The organism is Pseudomonas sp. AM14(2022), from assembly GCF_036346455.1.
In the GTDB taxonomy this organism is placed as follows: Bacteria; Pseudomonadota; Gammaproteobacteria; order Pseudomonadales; family Pseudomonadaceae; genus Aquipseudomonas; species Aquipseudomonas putida_A.
On the sequence record NZ_JAOTNY010000016.1, the window covers coordinates 43,738 to 68,115 of the forward strand.

General features: G+C 61.6%; 16 protein-coding genes. 7 read left to right on the plus strand and 9 right to left on the minus strand.

Going from position 1 to position 24,378, the window contains the following annotated elements:
- Positions 1–216: 216 nt before the first annotated feature.
- Both V3W27_RS24420 and V3W27_RS24425 read right to left on the minus strand, forming a co-directional pair.
- Positions 217–792 (minus strand): ANTAR domain-containing response regulator, encoded by a 576-nt coding sequence (locus V3W27_RS24420; protein WP_027613283.1) that lies wholly within the window; start codon positions 790–792, stop codon positions 217–219.
- A gap of 15 nt (positions 793–807) precedes the next feature.
- Positions 808–2,019, minus strand: a complete 1,212-nt coding sequence (locus V3W27_RS24425) for a CmpA/NrtA family ABC transporter substrate-binding protein (protein WP_330207749.1) — start codon at positions 2,017–2,019, stop codon at positions 808–810.
- A 222-nt stretch (positions 2,020–2,241) separates the two neighbouring features.
- On the opposite strand from V3W27_RS24425, the gene V3W27_RS24430 reads away from it, so the two are divergent.
- Positions 2,242–3,261, plus strand: coding sequence for a quinone-dependent dihydroorotate dehydrogenase (locus V3W27_RS24430; RefSeq protein ID WP_330207750.1), 1,020 nt, complete (start codon positions 2,242–2,244; stop codon positions 3,259–3,261).
- Positions 3,262–3,501: 240 nt separating this feature from the next.
- Here the strand turns inward: V3W27_RS24430 and rmf are convergent, their stop codons facing one another.
- Complete coding sequence (rmf, locus tag V3W27_RS24435; RefSeq protein WP_003223300.1) at positions 3,502–3,717, minus strand: ribosome modulation factor; 216 nt, start codon at positions 3,715–3,717, stop codon at positions 3,502–3,504.
- A 532-nt stretch (positions 3,718–4,249) separates the two neighbouring features.
- Between rmf and rlmKL the strand changes: the two genes are divergently transcribed.
- Both rlmKL and V3W27_RS24445 read left to right on the plus strand, forming a co-directional pair.
- Positions 4,250–6,520 (plus strand): bifunctional 23S rRNA (guanine(2069)-N(7))-methyltransferase RlmK/23S rRNA (guanine(2445)-N(2))-methyltransferase RlmL, encoded by a 2,271-nt coding sequence (gene rlmKL, locus V3W27_RS24440; protein WP_097087615.1) that lies wholly within the window; start codon positions 4,250–4,252, stop codon positions 6,518–6,520.
- 148 nt (positions 6,521–6,668) lie between these two features.
- Positions 6,669–9,056: a sensor domain-containing diguanylate cyclase gene (locus tag V3W27_RS24445; RefSeq protein WP_115990327.1), complete on the plus strand. Its 2,388-nt coding sequence runs from the start codon at positions 6,669–6,671 to the stop codon at positions 9,054–9,056.
- A gap of 158 nt (positions 9,057–9,214) precedes the next feature.
- On the opposite strand, the gene dacB is transcribed toward V3W27_RS24445, so the two are convergent.
- Positions 9,215–10,675: a D-alanyl-D-alanine carboxypeptidase/D-alanyl-D-alanine endopeptidase gene (gene dacB, locus V3W27_RS24450; RefSeq protein WP_139055672.1), complete on the minus strand. Its 1,461-nt coding sequence runs from the start codon at positions 10,673–10,675 to the stop codon at positions 9,215–9,217.
- 235 nt (positions 10,676–10,910) lie between these two features.
- Here dacB and V3W27_RS24455 point away from each other — a divergent pair, with 235 nt between their 5' ends.
- Complete coding sequence (locus V3W27_RS24455; RefSeq protein ID WP_003223308.1) at positions 10,911–11,255, plus strand: YggL family protein; 345 nt, start codon at positions 10,911–10,913, stop codon at positions 11,253–11,255.
- A gap of 37 nt (positions 11,256–11,292) precedes the next feature.
- On the opposite strand, the gene V3W27_RS24460 is transcribed toward V3W27_RS24455, so the two are convergent.
- Positions 11,293–12,489 (minus strand): benzoate/H(+) symporter BenE family transporter, encoded by a 1,197-nt coding sequence (locus V3W27_RS24460; RefSeq protein ID WP_097087620.1) that lies wholly within the window; start codon positions 12,487–12,489, stop codon positions 11,293–11,295.
- Between the two features lie 359 nt (positions 12,490–12,848).
- Here V3W27_RS24460 and V3W27_RS24465 point away from each other — a divergent pair, with 359 nt between their 5' ends.
- Positions 12,849–13,613 (plus strand): GntR family transcriptional regulator, encoded by a 765-nt coding sequence (locus V3W27_RS24465; protein ID WP_083366480.1) that lies wholly within the window; start codon positions 12,849–12,851, stop codon positions 13,611–13,613.
- A gap of 157 nt (positions 13,614–13,770) precedes the next feature.
- Here V3W27_RS24465 and guaD read toward each other — a convergent pair whose 3' ends face one another.
- From guaD to xdhA, 4 genes are all read right to left on the minus strand, one after another.
- Positions 13,771–15,075, minus strand: coding sequence for a guanine deaminase (gene guaD / locus V3W27_RS24470; RefSeq protein ID WP_123533139.1), 1,305 nt, complete (start codon positions 15,073–15,075; stop codon positions 13,771–13,773).
- 13 nt (positions 15,076–15,088) lie between these two features.
- The gene (gene xdhC, locus V3W27_RS24475) at positions 15,089–15,946 is read right to left on the minus strand and encodes a xanthine dehydrogenase accessory protein XdhC (RefSeq protein ID WP_095138654.1); all 858 of its coding nucleotides are present in this window, start codon (positions 15,944–15,946) and stop codon (positions 15,089–15,091) included.
- Between the two features lie 118 nt (positions 15,947–16,064).
- Entirely contained in the window at positions 16,065–18,464 is a 2,400-nt protein-coding gene (gene xdhB, locus V3W27_RS24480) for a xanthine dehydrogenase molybdopterin binding subunit (protein ID WP_096797080.1), read from the minus strand.
- Positions 18,457–19,911, minus strand: a complete 1,455-nt coding sequence (gene xdhA, locus V3W27_RS24485; protein WP_330207751.1) for a xanthine dehydrogenase small subunit — start codon at positions 19,909–19,911, stop codon at positions 18,457–18,459. Before xdhA ends, xdhB begins: the two co-directional genes overlap by 8 nt.
- A gap of 267 nt (positions 19,912–20,178) precedes the next feature.
- On the opposite strand from xdhA, the gene V3W27_RS24490 reads away from it, so the two are divergent.
- Positions 20,179–20,838, plus strand: a complete 660-nt coding sequence (locus V3W27_RS24490; RefSeq protein WP_007961062.1) for a GntR family transcriptional regulator — start codon at positions 20,179–20,181, stop codon at positions 20,836–20,838.
- 2 nt (positions 20,839–20,840) lie between these two features.
- Positions 20,841–24,329 (plus strand): chromosome segregation protein SMC, encoded by a 3,489-nt coding sequence (gene smc / locus V3W27_RS24495; RefSeq protein WP_330207752.1) that lies wholly within the window; start codon positions 20,841–20,843, stop codon positions 24,327–24,329.
- The last annotated feature ends 49 nt before the right edge of the window (positions 24,330–24,378 follow it).

Genomic DNA, 24,378 nt, shown 5'->3' on the forward strand with positions numbered 1-24,378 from the left:
TTGTCGTGGGTGGGGCAACCGCCGTTGGTTACCTGTGCGGAATACTTAGCCAGATTTGTGCCAATGAGTGAAACGGCGTCGCGGCCTTCGCGAGCAAGCCCGCTCCCACAGGGAATGCATTTCAAAGTGGAATCCCGACCTGCTTCACAGGGGAATGCGTTCCAAATGTGGGAGCGGGCTTGCTCGCGAAGGGGCCGGGAAAGCCAGCGCAGGCCTTCAGCCCAGCAACTCACTCATGGCAATGATCTGCTCCGCCACCTGAATCAGCTTCTGCTGGCGACTCATGGCCTGTCGGCGCATCAGGGTGTAGGCCTCTTCTTCGTTGCAGTCCTTCATCTTCATCAGCAGCCCTTTGGCCAGTTCGATGCGTTTGCGCTCCGCCAGTTGCTGGTCGCGGGCCAGCAGTTGCGCACGCAAGGCCTGATCGCTTTCGAAGCGCGCCATTGCCACATCGAGAATCGGCTGCAGGCGCTGGGCGTGAATGCCCTCGACGATGTAGGCACTGACGCCGGACTTGATTGCCTGACGCATCACCCCCGGGTCGTGTTCGTCGGTGAACATCACGATCGGCCGGGGCTGGTCGCGGCTGACCAGCACCACTTGCTCCATGACATCGCGGCTCGGTGACTCGGTATCGATCAGAATCACGTCCGGGCGCACCGTTTCGACGCGGGCCGGCAGGTCGATGGTCAGGCCGGATTCATCGATGACCTCGAAGCCGGCCTCGGTCAGCGCGGCCTTCAAGCGGCCGACTTTTTTCGCGGTGTCGTTGATCAGCAGAATGCGCAGCATATTGGCGGTCTCCTGTCAGCGGCGGGCGAGAAGGGGGGCGCTGTCGCTTAGGGCGTGCAACTTGAAGCTGCGGGCGTAAGCGGCCGGATCGCTGCCGTCCCAGACTTTGCCATCGAGCAACTGGCTGCTGCGCATCTCCTTGCCCCAGGCCGCGACACCGACGGCGGTGGCTGCTTCGCGGTAAATGTCCAGTTGCTGAACCTGACGCGCAACGGCGAGGTAGTCGGGATCTTCGCGCAACAGGCCCCAGCGGCGGAATTGGGTCATGAACCACATGCCGTCGGACAGGTACGGCAGATTCACCTCGCCGTTGCCGTGAAAGCGCAGGGCGTGCGGGTCCTGCCAGCGATTGCCGAGGCCATCGGCGTAATCACCGAGAAAACGCGGCTCGATGCAGGACAGCGGAGCGTCGAGATACTCCGGGGCGCTCAGCATCTGCGCGGTGCTGCGGCGGTTTTCCGGGTTTTGCTCGATGAAGCGGCTGGCCTCGAGGATCGCCATCACCAGCGCCCGGGCGGTGTTGGGGTATTGCTCGACGAACGCGCGGGTGCAGCCAAGGACTTTTTCCGGGTGGTCAGGCCAGATGCTCTGGCTGGTAGCGAGGGTGAACCCCAGATCCTGTTGCACGGCGCTGGCCGCCCACGGTTCACCGACGCAGAAGCCATCGATGCGCCCGGCTTGCAGGTGAGCGACCATTTGCGGCGGCGGCACCACCACGCTGTCGACGTCCTGCAACGGATGAATGCCCTGACTCGCCAGCCAGTAATACAACCACATCGCATGGGTGCCGGTGGGAAAGGTCTGGGCGAAGGTCAGTTTTGCGCGGGTTTGGTGCGCGTGCCGATCCAGCGCTTCAGGACTGGTCACGCCCAGTTGCTGCAAACCGTGAGAGAGGTTGAGGCTCTGGCCGTTCTGGTTCAGGCCCATCAGCACCGCCATGTCGCTCGGGGCGACGCCGCCGATGCCCAGGTGCACCGCGTAAATCAGCCCGTACAGGCTGTGGGCCACATCCAGTTCGCCGCTGACCAGTTTGTCGCGCAAGGTCGCCCAGGACGCCTGGCGCTTGAGGTTGATCGTCAGGCCGTAGGGCTGGGCGAAGCCCTGTGTCGCGGCCACGACCACCGAAGCGCAATCGCTCAGGGCCATGAAGCCGAGGTTGATCACGCTTTTTTCCGGAGCATCACTGCCGTTGACCCAGGCCAGCGGCCCGACGGATGAATCACTCATATAAAGCCACCCTCAAAAAAAACGCCGTCCCAGGCTTTGCTAAGGCAAAACCTGCGAACGACGCCATTGTCCGTGCCCGCACGCCGCCATTGGCCTGTGGGCTGATACCCTGAAAGTGCAAGGCATATGCCAGTCAGGCTGATTTACCTGTGTGCCTCGCGCCGGGGGACGTTGCCCGGCTATAATCGCCGCCTCTTTTCGCCGCCCGAGTCATCGCCGCCCATGTACACCCTGGCCCGTCAGCTGTTGTTCAAACTTTCCCCGGAAACCTCCCACGATCTGTCGCTGGATCTGATCGGCGCGGGTGGGCGTTTGGGCCTCAACGGCATGCTGTGCAAGAAGCCGGCGAATGTGCCGGTGACGGTCATGGGCCTGGACTTCCCGAACCCGGTGGGTCTGGCGGCCGGTCTGGACAAGAACGGCGCGGCCATCGACGGTTTCTCGCAACTGGGTTTCGGTTTCGTCGAAATCGGCACCGTGACCCCGCGTCCCCAGCCGGGCAACCCGAAACCACGGATCTTCCGTCTGCCGGAAGCCGAGGCGATCATCAATCGCATGGGCTTCAACAACCTCGGTGTGGATAACCTGCTGGCGCGGGTCGCGGCGGCCAAATACAAGGGCGTGCTGGGGATCAACATCGGCAAGAACTTCGACACCCCGGTCGAGCACGCGGTGGATGACTACCTGATCTGCCTGGACAAGGTGTATGCCCACGCCAGCTATGTCACGGTCAACGTCAGCTCGCCGAACACCCCGGGCCTGCGCAGCCTGCAGTTCGGTGATTCGCTCAAGCAGTTGCTGGCGGATCTGGCCACGCGCCGCGCCGAACTGGCCCTGCGCCACGGCAAGCACGTACCGCTGGCGATCAAGATCGCTCCGGACATGACCGACGAAGAAACGGCGCAGGTGGCTCAGGCACTGATCGAAACCGGAATGGACGCAGTGATCGCCACCAACACCACCCTGAGTCGCGTCGGCGTCGAAGGCATGGAGCACGGTGACGAGGCGGGCGGTCTGTCCGGCGCTCCGGTGCGTGACAAGAGCACGCATACCGTGAAGGTGTTGGCGGCTGAGCTGGGTGGTCGGTTGCCGATCATCGCGGCCGGTGGCATCACCGAAGGCAAGCATGCGGCCGAGAAGATCACCGCGGGTGCGAGCCTGGTGCAGATTTACTCGGGCTTCATCTATAAGGGCCCGGCGCTGATTCGTGAATCGGTGGACGCGATCGCCGCCTTGCGCTGATACCATTGTGGGAGCGGGCTTGCTCGCGAAAGCGCTGTTTCAGTCAACATTTGCGGTGGCTGACACGACGCTTTCGCGAGCAAGCCCGCTCCCACAGGTTATGTGTGCAGTTCAAATGATTTGCGGGCATAAAAAAGGGCTCCTCGAAGGAGCCCCTGGGCCGTAGCCCGCCGTCCGGGAAGGACGTGCATGGTAAGTCGCTAAAAATTCAGATTGTCGTGTTGCAATAAGTGCCCTGTGTCAGCCGACGGCGTGAAGTTCGTTGAGTCTGTGGATTCCCGCAGTGCCGGTCATACCGTCCCAGTTGTCGCCGCGTCCTTCTCGCCAGCCGTTGATCCAGGCTTGACGTACCGACGGTAGAGTAAATGGGCAAAGCTCGCGGGATTTGCCACCAACGCCATATTGATATCCGCGCAAAAATGCTCTTTCCAACGGATCACGCTTAAGTCTTCTCATAGGGTGTTTCCCTCACTTGTTGACTGTTTTCGTCGCGTTGACCTCAACCGAGGTCTGGCAGAAAAAACTCTGCCGTTGGGCGGCTCGCTGCCGGCGTGGCGAGCCAAGGTGTTGACGCCGTTGCGACGTCAACCTGTGGTCAGTTCTAACCAATGAGTCACACCGAGGGAATGATCGTTTTGTCATAAGGACGTAACGAAAATAGTGCTACAGCCATAAGTAACGACGGGTTTCATGAACGTTTTTTCAGCAAACCCCGGTATGATCGGCCCCGCACTGGATGATGGGGTTAATCCTTTAGTGAGAATGACCCACGTTTACGCTGGGGTAATATTCGACGAAGGGTTGCTTTGAGTCATTTTGCTTCATCAACTTTAATACCTGTCCTTGCATCTAAGCTCTTTTAACCCGAGCAGCGGGGATGGAACGGCACACCTTCGTGCCACGCGGGCGCTCTTTTAGAAAAGCGCCTGATTGAAAACCGGATCGGCAATGCGTTGCCGGTTCACTAGCCAAAGGCTCTGGAAATACCATGTCCGACCGTTTCGAACTCTTCCTCACTTGCCCCAAAGGCCTTGAAGGCCTGCTCATCGAGGAAGCCGTCGGGCTTGGCCTTGAAGACGCCCGCGAGCACACCTCCGCCGTGCGTGGCATGGCGACCATGGAAACCGCTTATCGCCTGTGCCTGTGGTCGCGTCTGGCCAATCGGGTGTTGCTGGTGCTCAAGCGCTTCCCGATGAAAGACGCCGAAGACCTGTACCACGGCGTACTTGACGTCGAGTGGCAGGATCACATGCTCGCCGACGGCACCCTGGCCGTCGAATTCAGCGGCCACGGCTCGGGCATCGACAACACCCACTTCGGTGCGCTGAAAGTCAAAGACGCCATCGTCGACAAACTGCGTACCCCGCAAGGCGACCGTCCGTCGATTGACAAGCTCAACCCGGATCTGCGCATTCACCTGCGCCTGGATCGCGGCGAAGCGATCCTGTCTCTCGACCTTTCCGGTCACAGCCTGCACCAGCGTGGCTACCGTCTGCAGCAGGGCGCGGCACCGCTGAAGGAAAACCTCGCGGCAGCGATTCTGATCCGTTCCGGCTGGCCGCGCATTGCGGCCGAAGGCGGCGCGCTGGCTGACCCGATGTGCGGTGTCGGTACGTTCCTCGTCGAAGCCGGGATGATCGCCGCCGACATGGCGCCGAACCTGCGCCGCGAGCAGTGGGGCTTTACCGCATGGCTCGGCCACGTTCCGGCGCTGTGGAAAAAACTCCATGAAGAAGCGGTCGAACGCGCCGCTGCCGGTCTGGCCAAGCCGCCGCTGTGGATTCGCGGTTACGAAGCCGACCCGCGGCTGATTCAGCCGGGCCGCAATAACGTCGAGCGCGCCGGTCTGAGCGAGTGGATCAAGATCTATCAGGGCGAAGTCGCGACCTTCGAGCCGCGTCCGGACCAGAACCAGAAAGGTCTGGTGATCTGCAACCCGCCGTACGGCGAGCGTCTGGGCGACGAAGCCAGCCTGCTCTATCTCTACCAGAACCTCGGCGAGCGCCTGCGACAGGCCTGCTTGAACTGGGAAGCGGCGGTATTCACCGGCGCCCCGGATCTGGGCAAGCGCATGGGCATTCGCAGCCACAAACAGTATTCGTTCTGGAACGGCGCGCTGCCGTGCAAACTGCTGCTGATCAAGGTGCTGCCGGACCAGTTCGTCACCGGCGAGCGGCGGACTCCGGAACAGCGTCAGGCCGAGCGCGAGCAAGCAGCCTACGATCAGACCCCGAACGAGCCGCAAGAGCGCAAGTTCAACAAGAACGGCAACCCGATCAAACCGACGCCAGCCCCGGCGCCAGTGGTCGAGCAGCCGCGCCTGAGCGAAGGCGGGCAGATGTTTGCCAACCGCCTGCAGAAAAACCTCAAGGCGATGAGCAAGTGGGTCAAGCGCGAAGGCATCGACTGCTACCGCGTCTACGATGCCGACATGCCGGAATACGCCATGGCCATCGACCTGTATCACGACTGGGTGCACGTGCAGGAATACGCCGCGCCGAAGTCGATCGATCCGGAAAAGGCCTCGGCGCGCATGTTCGATGCCCTGGCGGCGATCCCGCAGGCGCTGAACGTCGACAAGAGCCGCGTGGTGGTCAAACGCCGCGAGCGGCAGAGCGGCACCAAGCAATACGAGCGTCAGGCGGCGCAAGGCAAGTTCAATGAGGTCAGCGAAGGTGGCGTCAAGCTGCTGGTGAACCTCACCGACTACCTCGACACCGGGCTGTTCCTCGATCACCGGCCAATGCGCATGCGCATTCAGAAAGAGGCCGCCGGCAAGCGCTTCCTCAATCTGTTCTGCTACACCGCGACCGCCAGTGTGCACGCGGCCAAGGGCGGCGCGCGCAGCACCACCAGCGTCGACCTGTCGAAGACTTACCTCGACTGGGCGCGGCGCAACCTGTCGCTGAACGGCTTCTCCGACAAGAACCGTCTGGAGCAGGGCGACGTGATGGCGTGGCTGGAAAGCAGCCGCGACGAGTACGACCTGATCTTCATCGACCCGCCGACCTTCTCCAACTCCAAGCGCATGGAAGGCATCTTCGACGTGCAGCGTGATCAGGTGCAGTTGATCGACCTGGCCATGGCACGTCTGGCGCCGGGTGGCGTGCTGTATTTCTCCAACAACTTCCGCAAGTTCCAGCTGGAGGAGAACCTGGCCGAACGTTACGCGGTCGAGGAAATCAGCGCGCAGACCATCGATCCGGATTTTGCGCGTAACACCAAGATCCACCGCGCCTGGAAAATCACGGCTCGTTGACGCTTGGGCGGGTTGGATCCACAGAGCCTTGATTTTTAAAGGCTCTTGGATCCGATCAGCGCTAGCCAAATTAATGGCTAATAGCTATAACTCAACTCATGGCCAATGGGGTTTTCCCCCCGAAACAATGGCGTCGTGAGTTGCCCCTATGTCGTTGCACCCCGTGCGCCCAAAGATTCTGGGTTTTATCAGCGAAGACGTCTCGGCCTGGCTGGTCGCGCTGCTGGTATTGCTCGCCGGCGGGATTCTCACGGGGCTGCTCGCCTGGGCCACCCTCAATCAGTTTCACCATCAACTGCGCCAACGCTTCCAGTTGCTGGCCAATGAGCGTTACAGCCGTATCGAAGAGCGTTTCCAGGATCAGGAACAGCGTCTCGACGGCCTGCGCCGTTTCTTCGCCAACTCCGATTCGGTCTCACGTAATGAATTCGACGGCTATGCCAAACCGCTTCTATTACGCACCCAGGCCTATTCCTATGCGCCGCGAGTCAGCCGTGCCGAACGCCCGGCGGTCGAACAGGCCGTGCGTAACGAAGGCTTCAGCACTTTTACCTTTCGTGAACTGAACGCTGACGATCAGTTGCAGACCGCCGCTGATCGCCCCGAATACGTACCGGTGATCTACACCCAGAGCCTCAGCCGCTTGCCCACACCGCTGGGTTACGACTTGCTGGCGCAGCCGCTGCGCCGGGCGACGCTGGAACGCGCCGACCGCACCGGGCACATGGTGGTGTCGCAACCATTGCATCTAGTGGGGATTGATCCGGCGTATGCCCGGGGCGTCTTGCTGCTGGCGCCGGTCACTCGTGAAGGGGCGCCGAAAGGGCCGCCGCAAGGCTATGTGATGGCGGTGATCAGCATGCAGCAGTTGCTGGCCGACGGACTGCCGGAGGAGCACCAGGATTTCCTCAATGTACGCATTCTCGACCTGTCCACCGATGAACAGCATGAAGTGCTCTACGAGTCCGCCAATCAGGCCGGGGCCAGTGATCTGTCCGCCACACGTCTGTTGCGCATGGCCGACCATGACTATCAAGTGGACATGCAGCCCAGCGAAGCGTTTCTGCAGGCCAACCATTCGTCAATCAGCAGCCTGGTGGTGCTGGGGGCGCTGCTGAGTCTGTTGCTCAGCGCACTGCTTTACGTGCTGGTCAGTCAACGCCAGCGCGCCTTGCGCATGGTCGAACTGCGCACCCAGGAACTGCACGCCCGCGAGCAGGAATTGCGCGGCACCCACGGTCAGTTGCGCGGGGTACTGAATGCCGCGACCCAGGTGGCAATCATCGCCACCGACCTGCGCGGGGTGATCAATACCTTCAACCCTGGTGCGGAACAGATGCTCGGCTACAGCAGCGCCGATGTGGTCGGGCACATGACCCTGGAAAACCTGCATCTGCCGCGAGAGCTGGCGGCGCGTTCGGCGGAGTTGAGTGCGCGTTACGGCAAGAGCATTCCGACCTGCCACGCGATGTTGGTCGAGGGCGGCGAGGTCGGCGGTCACGAGGCTCGCGAGTGGACGCTGGTGCGCAGCGACGGCAGTCATCTGCCGGTGAACATGCTCGCCACCCCGGTGCTCGATGAGCAGGGATTGTGGGTCGGGCATCTGGCGATCTGCATCGACATCACCGAGCGCAAGCGCGTGCACGAAGCACTGGCGGCGCGCGATGTATTGCTGAAAAAGCTCAGCGCCCATGTGCCCGGCGGCATCTACCAATTCAAGATGGAGTTCGACGGGCGCTTCAGCGTGATCTACGCCAGCGACGGCATCCGCGAGATCTACGAGCTGGAGCCGGACGTGCTGCTGCTCAATGCCGAGGCGATTTTCACCCGCATCCATCCACAAGACGTCTCGCGAGTGCGCAGCTCGATCCGTGCTTCGGCGGACAGCCTCAGCCCATGGCGCGAGGAATACCGTGTGCAGTTGCCCGAGCGCGGCCTGCGCTGGGTGCGCGGCGAGGCGACGCCGGAAGAGCTGCCGGGCGGCGGCGTGCTGTGGCACGGCTACATCTCGGACATTTCCGATTTGAAACGGGTGGAAGAGGAATTGCGGGCGCTGTCGGTCACCGACTCCCTGACCGGCATCCACAACCGCCGCTACTTCCAGGAACGCCTGACCACCGAAATGGCCCGGGTCGAGCGCGGCGGTGGTGAGCTGTCGGTGATCATGCTCGACATCGACCACTTCAAACGCATCAACGACCAGTACGGCCATGCCGTGGGCGATCGGGTGCTGCAGGCGGTGTGCGAGCGCATCGGCCATCGTTTACGGCGGACTGATGTGTTCTGTCGTCTCGGTGGTGAAGAGTTCATGGTGCTGTGCCCGGACATCGACGGCGAGCATGCGTACATGCTGGCGGTGGAGTTGTGGCAAGGCCTGCGCAGTGCGCCGGTGGACGTGGTCGGGGTGGTGACGGCCAGTTTCGGCATCGCCAGCTGGCGCCCGGGGGAGGGCGCGGATGCGCTGCTGCTGCGGGCGGATTCGGGGGTGTATGCGGCGAAGCAGGGCGGGCGCGATCGGGTCGAGCAGATGAGCTGAGCCGTTACACCAATCCCCTGTGGAACCCTGTTTTGTGGCGAGGGAGCTTGCTCCCGCTTGAGTGCGTAGCGCTCACAAAATCATTGGGGCCGCTGCGCAGCCCAGCGGGAGCAAGCTCCCTCGCCACAGAGAGTTGCATCCACAGGTTCGACGGTGGTTTACAGGGCCGAAGCCGTCTGCGGCAGGCGCGGCTGCTTGTACAGGTCCAGCAGCACCTGATCCAGCACCGACGACGCGCCGAACGGGGCCTTGTCGTTGAGGATCGCCACCACCGCCCAGGTATTGCCGTTGACGTCGCGGCTGAAGCCGGCGATGGCGCGCACGGTGTTCAGGGTGCCGGTCTTGACGTGGGCCTCGCCGCGCATCGCGGTGGTCTTCAGGCGTTTGCGCATGGTGCCGTCGGTGCCGGCAATCGGCAGCGAGCTGATGTACTCGGCGGCGTACGGGCTGTGCCAGGCGGCTTGCAGCATGTTGGCCATCTCGCGGGCGCTGACGCGTTCGGCGCGGGACAACCCGGAGCCGTTCTCCATCACCAGGTGCGGCGCGGTGATGCCTTTCTTCGCCAGCCACTGGCGGACTACGCGTTGTGCGGCCTTGGCGTCGTCACCGTCGGCTTCGTTGCGGTACTTCTGCCCGAGGCTCAGGAACAGCTGCTGAGCCATGGTGTTGTTACTGTATTTGTTGATGTCGCGGATGATTTCCGCCAGATCCGGCGAGTAGGCGCGAGCCAGCAGTTTGGCGCTGCTCGGGGTCGCGGCGAGGCGATCCTTGCCCTGGATGCTGCCGCCCAGTTCTTTCCAGATCGCGCGCACGGCACCGGCGGTGTAGGTCGCATGGTCGAGCAGCGACAGGTAAGTCTGCGAGCTGCAGCCTTCGCCCAGCTGACCGGCGACAGTCACGGTCACGCTGCCATCAGCCTGGGTCACCGGGTTGTAGCGCACGCCACCGGTGCACTGCTTGGAGTTGAGCGCCTTGACCGTGTTTTCGATGCGCACGCTGGCAATCGGCGGCTCCACCGAGATCAGCACCCGGCCCCCGTCATTGCGCGCGACGAAGCGCAGGGCCTTGAGGTTGACCAGCAGCGAGTCCGGTTTGACCAGGAACGGCTTGTTCTCGTCATTGCCGTCGTCGTTGAACTCGGGCAGTTGCGGCTGGATGAAGAAGCTGCGGTCGAGGATCAGGTCGCCGGTGACCTGGGTCACGCCGTTGGCGCGCAGGTCGCGCATCAACAGCCAGAGTTTTTCCATGTTCAGCTTCGGATCGCCGCCACCCTTGAGGTACAGGTTGCCGTTGAGAATGCCGCCACTGAGGTCGCCGTCGGTGTAGAACTCGGTTTTCCACTGATGGTTGGGGCCGAGCATTTCCAGCGAGGCGTAGGTGGTGACCAGTTTCATGGTCGAGGCCGGGTTGACCGAGACGTCGGCGTTATACACGGTCGGATTGCCCGGGCCGTCGAGCGGAATCATCACCAGCGACAGCGCAGTCGGCTGCAGCTTGCTGGCCTTGAGGGCTTTTTCGACGTTAGGGGTGAGGGCGGTGTTGATGGTGGCGGCGGCAACCGGCAGGGCCAGGGGCAGAAGAAGGCCGGCAAGAAAGAGAGGACGCAACGATTTGATCATATGAAATAAAACCCTGCAGAAGAGGGGGAAAATAACGAGGGCATGGATGAAAAAGCCCTCAGTGGTCATGAAAGTGTCGGCATTATGCCCCAAGGTGTAACAGCTTGTGCCTTGCCCGAGGCGGCCATTTCGTTATTTTTTTTACAGGCGGTCGACCACCGCGCCCAGAGAGTCGGGCAATTGACCGCTTAAACTGGTAAAGTGCCGGCCGTTATTACTTAAGAGGATTGTTCCAATGGCGACTAACCGTTCCCAGCGTCTGCGCAAAAAACTGTGCGTTGATGAATTTCAAGAGCTGGGTTTCGAACTGAACCTGGACTTCAAAGAAGACTTGTCCGAAGAAGCCATTGACGCTTTCCTCGAAGCATTCATCAAAGAAGCCATGGAAGCCAACGGTCTGGGTTATGTTGGCGGCGATGACTTCGGTCTGGTTTGCCTGCAGAAGCGTGGCTCGGTCAACGAAGAGCAGCGCGCTGCCGTTGAAGCCTGGCTGAAAAACCGTAGCGAACTGACCGGCATGACCGTCAGCCCGCTGCTGGACGTCTGGTATCCGGAAAAGCCGATCAACGCGGCCAAGTGATACTGAAAAAAACGGCGACCTGAGGGTCGCCGTTTTTTTATGCCTGGGCTTTGCGCCAATTCAAAATCAGTAACGTCAAAACCCCCGCGACAATCCCCCAGAACGCCGAGCCGATGGAAAACAGCGTCAACCCCGACGCCGTGACCATAAAGGTGATCAGCGCCGCCTCGCGTTCCTTCACTTCGGTCATGGCAATGCTCAGGCCGTTGATGATCGAGCCGAACAGCGCCAGCGCGGCAATCGACAGCACCAGTTCTTTTGGCAACGCGGCAAACAGCGCCGCCAACGTTGCGCCGAACACCCCGGCAATCCCGTAGAAAATCCCGCACCAGACCGCAGCGGTGTAGCGCTTGTTGCGATCCTCATGGGCGTGCGGCCCGGTGCAGATCGCAGCGCTGATCGCCGCGAGGTTGATGCCGTGGGAGCCGAATGGCGCCAACAACAGCGAGGCGATGCCGGTGCTGGTGATCAGTGGCGAGGCGGGCACGTTGTAGCCGTCGGCGCGCAGTACGGCGATGCCGGGCATGTTCTGCGAAGTCATCGCCACCACGAACAGCGGGATACCAATGCTGATGGTCGCCGCCAGCGAAAAGTGCGGCGTGGTCCACACCGGCGTCGCCAGTTCCAGATGGAAACCGCTGAAATCCAGCAAACCCATGAAGCCCGACAGCGCGGTGCCGATCAGCAATGCGGCGAGCACCGCGTAACGCGGCGACAGACGTTTTACCAGCAGATAAGTGAAGAACATCCCCAGCACCAGCCCGGTGCGGTGTTGCGCGGCGACGAAGATTTCGCTGCCGATCTTGAACAGAATCCCCGCCAGCAACGCTGCCGCCAGCGACGCGGGGATCTTTTTCACCAGGCGTTCGAAGCTGCCGGTCAGCCCGCAGATGGTCACCAGCACCGCGCAAGTGATGTAGGCGCCAATGGCCTCGCCGTAGCTGACGCCACCGAGGCTGGTGATCAGCAGGGCCGCGCCGGGTGTCGACCAGGCAATGGTGATCGGTGTGCGATAGCGCAGCGACAGACCGATCGAACACACCGCCATGCCGATGGAAATCGCCCAGATCCACGAGGAAATCTGCCCGCTGCTCAGGCCCGCCGCTTGCCCGGCCTGGAACATCAACACCAGCGAACTGGTGTAGCCGGTCATCATCGCGATGAAACCGGCGACGATCGCCGAGGGCGAAGTGTCGGCGAGGGGGCGCAGGCGGGTGTAGGTGGCGTCGTTCATGACGGCGGTGTTCCTTATACAGATGAAGATCCCCGCAATTACCTGAACCCCTGTGGGAGCGGGCTTGCTCGCGAAAGCGGTGGGTCAGTAAAAGCAGATGTGGTCTGACACACCGCTTTCGCGAGCAAGCCCGCTCCCACAGGGGGATTTGTGTTCTGGCTGCGGATTCTGCGATCAAGCCTAAACTCAAACCTGACGGATCGTTGCAATACAGCCGTGGTCACAAACAGCCGTACAGTCGTGTTGCCACCATTCATTGTGTACAATCGCGCTGTTTTTTACGCGATACTTGCCAGCGACCTACTGTGCCGTATTACAGTCACGGTCTATTCGCCGCAGTTCTCCCGACTCGAGTGCCCATGAACGAACAGTTGCAACCCCTCAAGAAACAACCGCGAGCAGGCAAAGCCGGCCGCAGCGGAACCCAGGACGATATTGTCTACGCGCATATCTTCGAGGCCATCCTCGAACAGCGTCTGGCGCCCGGTACAAAATTGAGCGAAGAAGCGCTGGGGGAAATCTTCGGGGTCAGCCGCACCATCATTCGCCGCGCGCTATCGCGTCTGGCCCATGAAGGCGTGGTGCTGTTGCGGCCGAACCGTGGCGCAGTCGTCGCCAGCCCGAGCGTTGAAGAAGCGCGTCAGGTGTTCATGGCCCGGCGTCTGGTAGAGCGCGCGATCACCGAGCTGGCCGTGCAGCACGCCACCGCTGAGCAGATCGCCGAATTGCGTCAGATGGTCAACGACGAGCGCGACAGCTTCTCCCGTGGAGATCGCGGCGCCGGTATCCGTCTGTCGGGCGAATTCCACCTGAAACTGGCCGAAGCGGCAAAAAACGCGCCACTGATCAGCTTCCAGCGCAGCTTGGTCTCGCAGACCTCGCTGATCATCGCCCAGTATGAAAGCGGCAACCGCTCGCATTGCTCCTACGACGAGCACACCCAATTGATCGACGCCATCGAAGCACGCAACGGTGAGCTGGCGGTGGACCTGATGATGCATCACATGGATCACATCGACAGCAAGCTCAACCTCGATGAGGAAAGTGCGTCGGATGATCTGCATGCGGTGTTCTCGCATTTGTTGCAGACCAAGAAGCCTGGGCGTCCAAGCGCCAAGCTTTGAGCTGACACCGAGTCGACCCCATCGCGAGCAGGCTCACTCCTGCATTTGAAATGCGTTCACTTGTAGGAGTGAGCCTGCTCGCGATAGCTTTTTGACAGGCAACAAAAAATCCCCCGGGGTGAACACCACCGGGGGATTTTTTATGCCTTGAGAAAACTCAGCGCTGATGCACCAAAGCCCCCGCCGCATACGTCTGCTGCACCGTGCGGTCATCGCCCAGTGTCATCAGCACAAACAACGTTTCGGCAATGTTGTTAGCCTGTTTCAGACGATAGCTGAGCAGCGGCGTGGCGTTGTAATCCAGCACCAGGAAGTCGGCGTCTGAACCCGGCTGCAGGTTGCCGATCTTGTCTTCCAGGCGCAGTGCCCGCGCACCGCCCAGCGTCGCCAGGTACAGCGACTTGAACGGACTCAGCCGCGCACCCTGCAGTTGCATGACTTTGTAGGCTTCGTTCAGCGTTTGCAGCAGCGAGAAACTGGTGCCGCCGCCGACGTCAGTACCGAGGCCGACGTTCAGTTTGTGCTTCTCGGCCATCGGCAGGTTGAACAGGCCGCTGCCGAGGAAGAAGTTCGAGGTCGGGCAGAACGAGATCGCCGAGCCGGTTTCCGCCAGCCGCGCGCATTCGTCGTCGCACAGGTGCACGCCGTGGGCGAATACCGAGCGCTCGCCGAGCAGCTTGTAGTGATCGTAAACGTCCAGATAGCCCTTGCGCTCCGGGAACAGTTCCTTGACCCACTCGATTTCCTTGAGGTTTTCGCTGATGTGGGTCTGCATGTACAGATCCGGGTATTCGGTCAACAGTTGGCCGGCGAGGGTCAGTTGCTCCGGGGTGCTGGTCGGGGCGAAGCGCGGGGTGACCGCGTAGTGCAGGCGGCCCTTGCCATGCCAGCGTTCGATCAGCGCCTTGCTCTCGACGTAGCTCGATTCGGCGGTGTCGGTCAGGTAGTCCGGCGCGTTGCGGTCCATCATCACCTTGCCGGCGATCATCCGCAGGTCGAGCTTCTCGGCCGCTTCGAAGAACGAGTTCACCGACTGCGGGTGCACGCTGCCGAATACCAGCGCGGTGGTGGTGCCGTTGCGCAGCAGCTCCTTGATAAAGATATCGGCCACGTCGTCGGCGTGGGCCTTGTCACCGAACTGGCTTTCGCACGGGAAGGTGTAGGTGTTGAGCCAGTCCAGCAGTTGCTCGCCGTAGGCCCCGACCATGCCGGTTTGCGGCAGGTGGATGTGGGTGTCGATGAAGCCCGGGGTGATCAGCGCGTCCTGATAGTGGGTGATCTCGATGTCCGCCGGCAGGGTCGGCAGCAGTTCGCTGGCGTGGCCGAGGGCGCTGATCTTGCCGCCATCGACCACCAGCAGGCCGTCCTCGAAATATTCGTAGGAGGCTTCGATCCCGACTTCGGCGGGGTCGGCGATGCTGTGCAGGATGGCGGCGCGGTAGGCTTTGCGAGTCAGAGGCATGAGGGTTCTCTAATCAGTTTGAGGCTTTGAGTTTGGCGGCCTGACTGCGCCGCGAAACCGGCAGCAGTCTGGCAATCGGTTCGGCGCTGGCGCTGTGCTGGCCGAAATTGGCGTTATAGGTGGCGATGATTTCGCCGGCGATGGAGATGGCGATTTCCACAGGCAGTTTGCCTTTGACGTCGCCAATGCCCATCGGGCAGCGCATGCGTTGCACGACGCCGCTGTCGAAGCCGCGATCACGCAGGCGATGTTCGAACTTGGCCCGTTTGGTCTTGGAGCCGATCAGGCCGAAGTAGGCAAAGTCGTTGCGCTTGAGGATCGCGGCAGTGAGTTCCAGGTCGAGTTGATGGTTGTGGGTCATGACGATGCAGTAGCTGCCGGCGGGCAGGTCGTCAATTTCATCCACAGGCTCTTCGGCGACGATTTTACGCACGCCGTGGGGGATCTGTTCGGGGAATTCCTCTTCCCGCGAATCGATCCAGCGCACCCGGCACGGCAGGCTGGCGAGCAACGGTACCAGCGCGCGGCCGACATGCCCGGCGCCGAACACAGCGATCTGCGCCTGCACCTGGCCCATCGGTTCGAACAGCAGCACGGTGGCGCCGCCGCAGCACTGGCCGAGGCTGGCACCCAGGCTGAAGCGCTCCAGATGGGTGTCCTGCTTGCCGCTGGCAAGCATTTCGCGGGCGATCTGCATGGCTTTGTATTCCAGATGCCCGCCACCGATGGTGTCGAAGGTCTGTTTCGCGCTGACGACCATTTTCGAGCCGGCATTGCGCGGAGTCGAGCCGAGTTCTTCGATGATCGTCACCAGAACACAGGGTTCGCCCTGGTTCTGCAGGTCGGCGAGGGCGTCGATCCAGTTGTACATGTTCACCTCGACATCTGTCGTTGTCTGTTCGGGCCTCTTCGCGAGCAAGCCCGCTCCCACATTTGGAATGCATTCTCCCTGTGGGAGCGAGCCTGCTCGCGAAGGTCGCACCTCGGTCCTAGAGCGGAGCCAACTCGGTTTCAGCTTCGACCGCTTTCACAGTCTTGAGCTGGCGCATCTGCTCACAGCCCCACAACACCCGCTCCGGGGTCGCCGGCGCATCGATCTGCGGTTGATGCTTGTAATCACCGAGGCTCGCCACCGCGTCCTTGATCGCGCACCACGCGGCAATCCCGAGCATGAACGGCGGCTCACCCACAGCCTTGGAATGGAACACCGTGTCTTCCGGGTTCTTGCGGTTCTCCACCAGCTTCACCCGCAGGTCCAGCGGCATGTCCGCCACGGCCGGGATCTTGTAGCTGGCCGGGCCGTTGGTCATCAGCTTGCCCTTGTTGTTCCAGACCAGCTCCTCCATGGTCAGCCAGCCCATGCCCTGGACGAAACCGCCCTCGACCTGACCGATGTCGATCGCCGGGTTCAGCGAGGCGCCGACGTCGTGGAGGATGTCGGTACGGAGCATCTTGTACTCGCCGGTCAGGGTGTCGACGATCACTTCGCAGCACGCCGCGCCGAAGGCGAAGTAGTAAAACGGCCGACCACGGGCCTGGCTGCGGTCGTAGTAGATTTTCGGGGTCTTGTAGAAGCCGGTGCTCGACAGCGAGACCTGATTGAAATACGCCAGTTGAATCAGCGCCTCGAAGGTCATGATGTGGTCACGCACGCGCACATGGCCGTTGTGGAATTCCACGTCTTCTTCGCTGACCTTGTAGTGCCGCGCGGCGAATTCCACCAGACGCTGCTTGATGATCTCGGCGGCGTTCTGCGCGGCCTTGCCGTTGAGGTCAGCGCCGCTGGAGGCCGCAGTCGGCGAGGTGTTCGGCACTTTGTCGGTGTTGGTCGCGGTGATCTGCACCCGATCCATTTCCACCTGGAACACTTCGGCCACCACCTGCGCGACTTTGGTGTTGAGACCCTGGCCCATTTCCGTGCCGCCGTGGTTCAGGTGGATGCTGCCGTCGGTGTAGACGTGGATCAGCGCGCCGGCCTGATTGAGGAAACTGGCGGTGAAGGAGATACCGAATTTCACCGGGGTCAGCGCCAGGCCTTTTTTCAGGATCGGGCTGTTGGCGTTGTAGCGACGGATCGCTTCGCGGCGCTCGGCGTACTGGCTGCTTTCTTCCAGTTCGGCGGTCATCTCTTCGAGCATGTTGTGCTCGACGGTCTGGTAGTAGTGAGTGACGTTGCGCTCGGTCTTGCCATAGTAGTTGGCCTTGCGCACGGCCAATGGATCGAGGTTGAGGTGACGGGCAATCGCGTCCATCACTTCTTCGATGGCGACCATCCCTTGCGGGCCGCCGAAACCACGGTAGGCAGTGTTCGACGCGGTGTTGGTCTTGCAGCGGTGACCATTGATGGTCGCGTCCCCAAGGTAGTACGAGTTGTCCGAGTGGAACATCGCCCGGTCAACGATCGACGCCGACAGGTCCGGCGAACAGCCGCAGTTGCCAGCCAGGTCCATATTGATCCCGTGCAGACGCCCGGTGCTGTCGAAGCCGACGTCGTACTCGACGTAGAACGGGTGACGCTTGCCGGTCATCAGCATGTCTTCGACCCGTGGCAGACGCATCTTGGTCGGCTGGCCGGTGAGGTGCGCGATCACCGCGCACAGGCACGCCGGGCTGGCGGCCTGGGTTTCCTTGCCGCCGAAACCACCGCCCATGCGGCGCATGTCGACGACGATCTTGTTCATCGACACGTCGAGCACTTCGGCCACCAGTTTCTGCACTTCGGTGGGGTTCTGCGTCGAGCAGTAGACGATCATGCCGCCGTCTTCGGTGGGCATGACCGAGGAGATCTGGGTTTCCAGATAAAAGTGTTCCTGGCCGCCGATGTGCAGCGTGCCTTGAATGCGGTGTTCGGCGGTGGCCAATGCCGAGGCCGAATCGCCGCGCTGATGGGTGTGGCTGTCGAGCACGAAGTGGCGTTTGCGCAAGGCTTCGACCACGTCCAGCACCGGCTCGAGATCTTCGTATTCGATGATCGCCGCCATCGCCGCTTTGCGTGCGGTTTCCAGGTCTTTCGCGGCCACGGCCAGCACCGGTTGCCCGACGAACTGCACGTCATCGATGGCCAGCAGCGGATCGCCCGGCAGCAACGGGCCGATGTCTTTCAGGCCCGGCACGTCTTCGTGGGTGATCGCAATGCGCACGCCTTCGAAGGCGTAGCAGGGCTTGGTGTCGATGCTGATGATCTTCGCGTGGGCGCGGTCCGACAGCCGTGCGTACACGTGCAGCTGATTGGGGAATTCCAGCCGATCATCGATGTACTGCGCTTCACCGGACACATGCTTGGCGGCGCTGTCATGCTTGACGCTGCGGCCGACGCCGGTGGTCAGATCCTTGGCGAACAGTTCCGCCAGTTCGGCTTGAGTCTTCTCTACGGCGTGATGGTTAGACATAAGCGGTCACCCGAGTCTCGATGTGCGGTGTTTGCAGTTCGATGAAGTATTTGCGCAGCAGGTTCTGTGCGCTGAGCAGGCGATATTCCTTGCTGGCGCGGAAGTCCGAGAGCGGCGTGAAGTCTTCGGCCAGCGCAGCGCAGGCGCGTTCGATCACAGCGTTGTTGAACGGCTGGCCGAGCAGCACGGCTTCGCAATGGGCGGCGCGTTTCGGAATTGCGGCCATGCCGCCGAAAGCCATGCGCGCATCAGTGATCACGCCGTTTTCCACGCGCAGGTTGAATGCGGCGCAGACGGCGGAGATGTCATCGTCCAGACGCTTGGAAACCTTGTAGGCGCGGAAACGCTGTTCGGCGGTGGCGCGCGGGACGACGATTTTTTCGATGAACTCGCTTTCCTGACGCGCGGTGACCTTGTAGTCGATGAAGTAATCTTCCAGGTTCAGCGTGCGCCGGGTTTCGCCTTTGCACAGCACCACCTGCGCGCCGAGGGCGATCAGCAGCGGTGGCGAGTCACCGATCGGCGAGGCGTTGCCGATGTTGCCGCCGAGGGTGCCCTGGTTGCGGATCTGCAGCGAGGCGAAGCGGTGCAGCAGTTCGCCGAAGTCCGGGTACTCGGCAGTGAGCGCTTCGTAGCAGTCGGAGAGGGCGGTGGCGGCGCCGATTTCGATGCGGTCATCGAAGGTTTCGATGCGCTTCATTTCGGCGACGTTGCCGACGTAGATCATCACCGGCAGGGTGCGATGGAACTGGGTGACTTCCAGCGCCAGATCGGTGCCGCCGGCCAGCAGCCGCGCTTGTGGGTAAGCGTCATACAGATCGGCCAGATCGGCGACGGTCAGCGGCACCAGGCAGCGCTTGTCGCCACTGTTGAGTTCGCCGATATCGGTCGGGGCGATGGCTTTGAGGCGGGCGATGGTCTCGGCTTCGCGGGCATCGAACTGGTCCGGCTGTTTGCCGCAGCAGGATTGCTCGGCGGCGGCGAGGATCGGCCGGTAGCCGGTGCAGCGGCAGAGGTTGCCGGCCAGCGCTTCGTGCGCCTTGGCCTGATCCGGTGCATCGCTGTTCTTTTGCAGGGCGAACAGCGACATGACGAAGCCGGGGGTGCAGAAGCCGCACTGCGAGCCGTGGCACTCGACCATGGCTTGCTGCACGCTGTGCAGTTCGCCCTGGTGCTTGAGGTCTTCGACGCTGATCAGTTGTTTGCCGTGCAGCGACGAAACAAAGGTCAGGCACGAGTTGAGGCTGCGATAGCGAATGTGTTCGCGGCCGGCGTCATCCGTTTGCAACTCGCCGACCACCACGGTGCAGGCGCCACAGTCGCCGCTGGCGCAGCCTTCTTTGGTGCCGGATTTGCCCACGTGTTCGCGCAGGTAATTGAGCACGGTCAGATTAGGGTCCAGGGCGTGCTCGCTACGGAGTTCCTGGTTAAGTAAAAACTGGATCACGGAAGGCCTCGCAGACTCATTATTGTTGTTAACCGACTTGAGCCGAATTTAGCAGGTCTGACTTTTCGGTCAATGGTTTTCTGACTTAAGGGTCAGGAAAAACGGTTTTGTCGATTAACGCGTGCTCTATTGAGTATTGACCCTGAGCGGATTCACTGCCTTTTTGCTTGAATCGTGCCAAAAAGCGCCGTGCGGGCACTCCGCCATGCACCTGCATTTGCGCTACACTGCGCCGCTTGTGCAGATCGAAGAGTTTGAAGGACAACCATGACGTTCAAGGCGCCGGACAGCCTCGCCGAGCAAATTGCTCACCACCTCGCCGAACGCATCATTCGCGGCGAAATGAAGCCGGGAGAGCGCATTCAGGAACAGAAGGTCACGCTGGCCCTCAATGTCAGCCGCGGATCGGTCCGCGAAGCCCTGCTGATCCTCGAACGCCGTCACCTGATCGCGATCCTGCCGCGACGTGGCGCCCATGTCACCGAACTCACCGCACACAAGGTGCAGAGCCTGTGCACGTTGATGAGCGAGCTGTACATCCTGCTCGGCAATGCGGTCGCCAATGGCTGGCAGACCCAGGCCGACATGGCGCCCTTCGTGCAGATCCAGCAGCGCCTGACCGCCAGCTACGAGCGTCAGGACATCCGCACCTTCGTCGACGACAGCTTCGCCGTGATGCGCGCTGCGTACCCGTTCGCCAACAATCCGTACCTGCAAGAGACCGTCGAGAACCTGCAGCCGGCCATGAGCCGCGCCTACTTCCTCGCCCTCGAACAGCGCAAGGCCGAAATGAGCGAGTTCCTCGAACTGTTCGAGCGCCTGCTGGCCGCTGTGCTCGCCCGTGATTTGCCGCAGATCCGCATCGTGCTGACGGCTTACGCCCAGCGCAGCTGCGATCTGGTGGTCTCCGCCCTGACGGTTGCCTGAGCGTGCGGCTGAAGTGCATCAAACTGGCGGGGTTCAAGTCCTTCGTCGACCCGACCACGGTGAACTTCCCCAGTAACATGGCGGCGGTCGTCGGGCCGAACGGTTGCGGCAAGTCGAACATCATCGACGCCGTACGCTGGGTGATGGGCGAGAGTTCGGCGAAGAACCTGCGTGGCGAGTCGATGACCGACGTCATCTTCAACGGCTCGACCAGCCGTAAACCGGTGAGCCAGGCGAGCATTGAACTGGTGTTCGACAACTCCGACGGCACGCTGGTCGGCGAGTATGCGGCTTATGCCGAGATCTCCATTCGCCGCAAAGTCACCCGCGACAGCCAGAACAGCTATTTCCTCAACGGCGCCAAGTGCCGTCGTCGCGACATTACCGACATCTTCCTCGGCACCGGCCTCGGTCCGCGCAGCTACTCGATCATCGAGCAGGGGATGATCTCCAAGCTGATCGAAGCCAAACCCGAAGACCTGCGCAACTTCATCGAAGAAGCGGCAGGCATCTCCAAGTACAAGGAGCGCCGGCGCGAGACCGAAAACCGCATCCGCCGCACCCACGAAAACCTTGCGCGTCTGACCGACCTGCGTGAAGAGCTTGAGCGTCAGCTCGAACGACTGCACCGTCAGGCCGAGTCCGCGAAGAAGTATCAGGAATACAAATCCGAAGAGCGCCAGCTCAAGGCGCAACTGTCGGCCCTGCGCTGGCAGGATCTGAACGATCAAGTCGGCCAACGCGAATCGATCATCGGCAACCAGGAAGTCAGTTTCGAAGCACTGGTCGCCGAGCAGCGCAATGCCGATGCGGCTATCGAGCGGCTGCGCGACGGGCACCATGAACTGTCCGAGCGCTTCAATCTGGTGCAGGGGCGCTTCTATTCGGTCGGCGGCGACATCGCCCGGGTCGAGCAGAGCATCCAGCACGGCCAGCAGCGCTTGCGCCAGTTGCAGGACGATCTGAAAGAAGCCGAGCGCGCGCGTCTGGAAACCGAATCGCACCTGGGCCACGACCGCACGCTGCTGCTGACCCTCGGCGAAGAGCTGGACATGCTCACCCCCGAGCAGGAAGTCACCAGCGCCGCCGCCGAAGAAGCCGCCGCTGCGCTGGAAGATTCCGAAAGCGTCATGCACGGCTGGCAGGAGCAGTGGGACACTTTCAACCTGACCGCTGCCGAACCACGGCGCCAGGCCGAAGTGCAGCAGTCGCGGATCCAGCAGCTGGAAACCAGCATGGAGCGTCTGGCCGATCGGCAAAAGCGTCTCGCCGAAGAGCGCGATCTGCTTTCCGCCGACCCGGAGGACGCGGCGATCATGGCGCTCAACGAGCAGCTCGCCGAATCCGAAGCGACCCTCGAAGATTTGCAGACCAGCGAAGAAGCGCAGGTCGAAAAACTTGAACAACTGCGTCAGGAATTGCAGCAGGCACTGACCGCGCAGCAGCAGGCGCAGGGCGATTTGCAGCGGCTCAACGGGCGCTTGGCCTCGCTGGAAGCCTTGCAGCAAGCCGCGCTCGACCCGGGCACCGGCACCGCCGAATGGCTGAAGGAACAGAACCTCGCCGAACGGCCGCGTCTGGCCGAAGGCTTGAAGGTCGAGGCCGGTTGGGAGCTGGCGGTGGAAACCGTGCTCGGCGCCGATCTGCAAGCGGTGCTGGTGGACGACTTCAACGGTTTCGATCTGTCCGGCTTCACCCAAGGCGATCTGCGCCTGCTCAGCCCCGCCAGCGATGGTGTGCGGGTAGCGGGCAGCCTGCTGGATAAAGTCGAGGCGCAGATCGATCTGTCGCCGTGGCTCGGCCAGGTCAAACCGGTCGACAGCCTTGAGCAGGCCTTGGCCCTGCGCGGCCAGTTGAGTGCCGGGCAGAGCCTGATCAGTCGCGACGGTTACTGGGTCGGCCGACACTTTCTGCGGGTGCGTCGCGCCAGTGAAGCTGAGAGCGGCATGCTCGCCCGTGGTCAGGAAATCGAGGCGCTGCAGGCCGAACGCGAAGAGCGCGAAGCCACGGTCGAAGCCATGGAAACCCGTTTGCAAACCCTGCGGGCGCAACAGCGTCAGCAGGAAAACGGCCGCGAACACTTGCGTCGTTTGCTGCAGGACGAAGCCCGCTCCCAAGGTGAATTGAAAGCCCAGTTGTCCGCCGGTAAAGCCAAGGCTGAACAGCTGACGCTGCGCCGCACCCGCCTCGATGAGGAGCTGATCGAACTCGGCGAGCAACGCGAACTGGAACACGAACAGATCGGCGAAGCGCGCATGCAATTGCAGGAAGCGCTCGATGCCATGGCGCTGGACACCGAGCAGCGCGAGTTGCTGCTGGCTCAGCGTGACAGCCTGCGCGAACGCCTTGATCGCGTGCGCCAGGAAGCCCGTCAGCACAAGGATCACGCCCATCAACTGGCGGTGCGTCTCGGTTCGTTGCGCGCGCAGCACGATTCTACGCGCCAGGCATTGGAACGTCTGGAGATGCAGGCCGAGCGCCTGACCGAAAAGCGTGAGCAGTTGAGTCTGAATCTGGAGGAGGGCGAGGCACCGCTGGAAGAGCTGCGCCTGAAACTCGAAGAGCTGCTCGACAAACGCATGACCGTCGACGAAGAACTGAAGACTGCGCAGATTGCGCTGGAAGACGCCGACCGCGAACTGCGCGAGGCGGAAAAGCGCCGGACCCAGGCCGAGCAGCAATCGCAATTGATCCGTGGCCAGCTCGAACAGCAGCGCATGGAATGGCAAGCACTGACCGTGCGGCGCAAGGCGTTGCAGGATCAATTGCTCGAAGACGGCTACGATCTCAATGGCGTGCTCGCGACCTTGACGCCTGAGGCCAGTGAACGCGCCGCCGAAGAAGAACTCGAACGGATCAATGCGCGGATTCAGCGCCTGGGTGCGATCAACCTCGCGGCCATCGACGAATACACGCAACAATCCGAGCGTAAACGTTATCTGGATGCGCAGGACGCCGATCTGGTCGAAGCATTGGAGACCCTGGAAAACGTCATTCGCAAGATCGACAAGGAAACCCGTAACCGCTTCAAAGATACCTTTGATCAGATCAATGGCGGTTTACAGGCGCTTTTTCCGAAAGTTTTCGGTGGTGGCAGCGCGTATTTGGAACTGACGGGCGAAGATCTACTCGATACAGGGGTGACGATCATGGCGCGGCCGCCAGGAAAGAAGAACAGCACCATCCATTTGCTCTCTGGCGGGGAAAAAGCCCTGACCGCACTGGCACTGGTTTTTGCGATCTTCAAATTGAATCCGGCGCCGTTCTGCATGCTCGATGAAGTTGACGCGCCACTGGATGACGCTAACGTTGGACGCTACGCACGATTGGTTAAAGAGATGTCGCAGACCGTGCAGTTCATCTATATCACCCACAACAAGATCGCCATGGAAATGGCTGATCAACTGATGGGCGTAACGATGCACGAGCCGGGTTGTTCGCGATTGGTTGCAGTGGATGTCGAGGAGGCGATGGCGATGGTGGACGCCTGAGTCAGCGTGGTGTCGGAAGGGTATGAGTAGTCTGTAGGACTTTTTTACC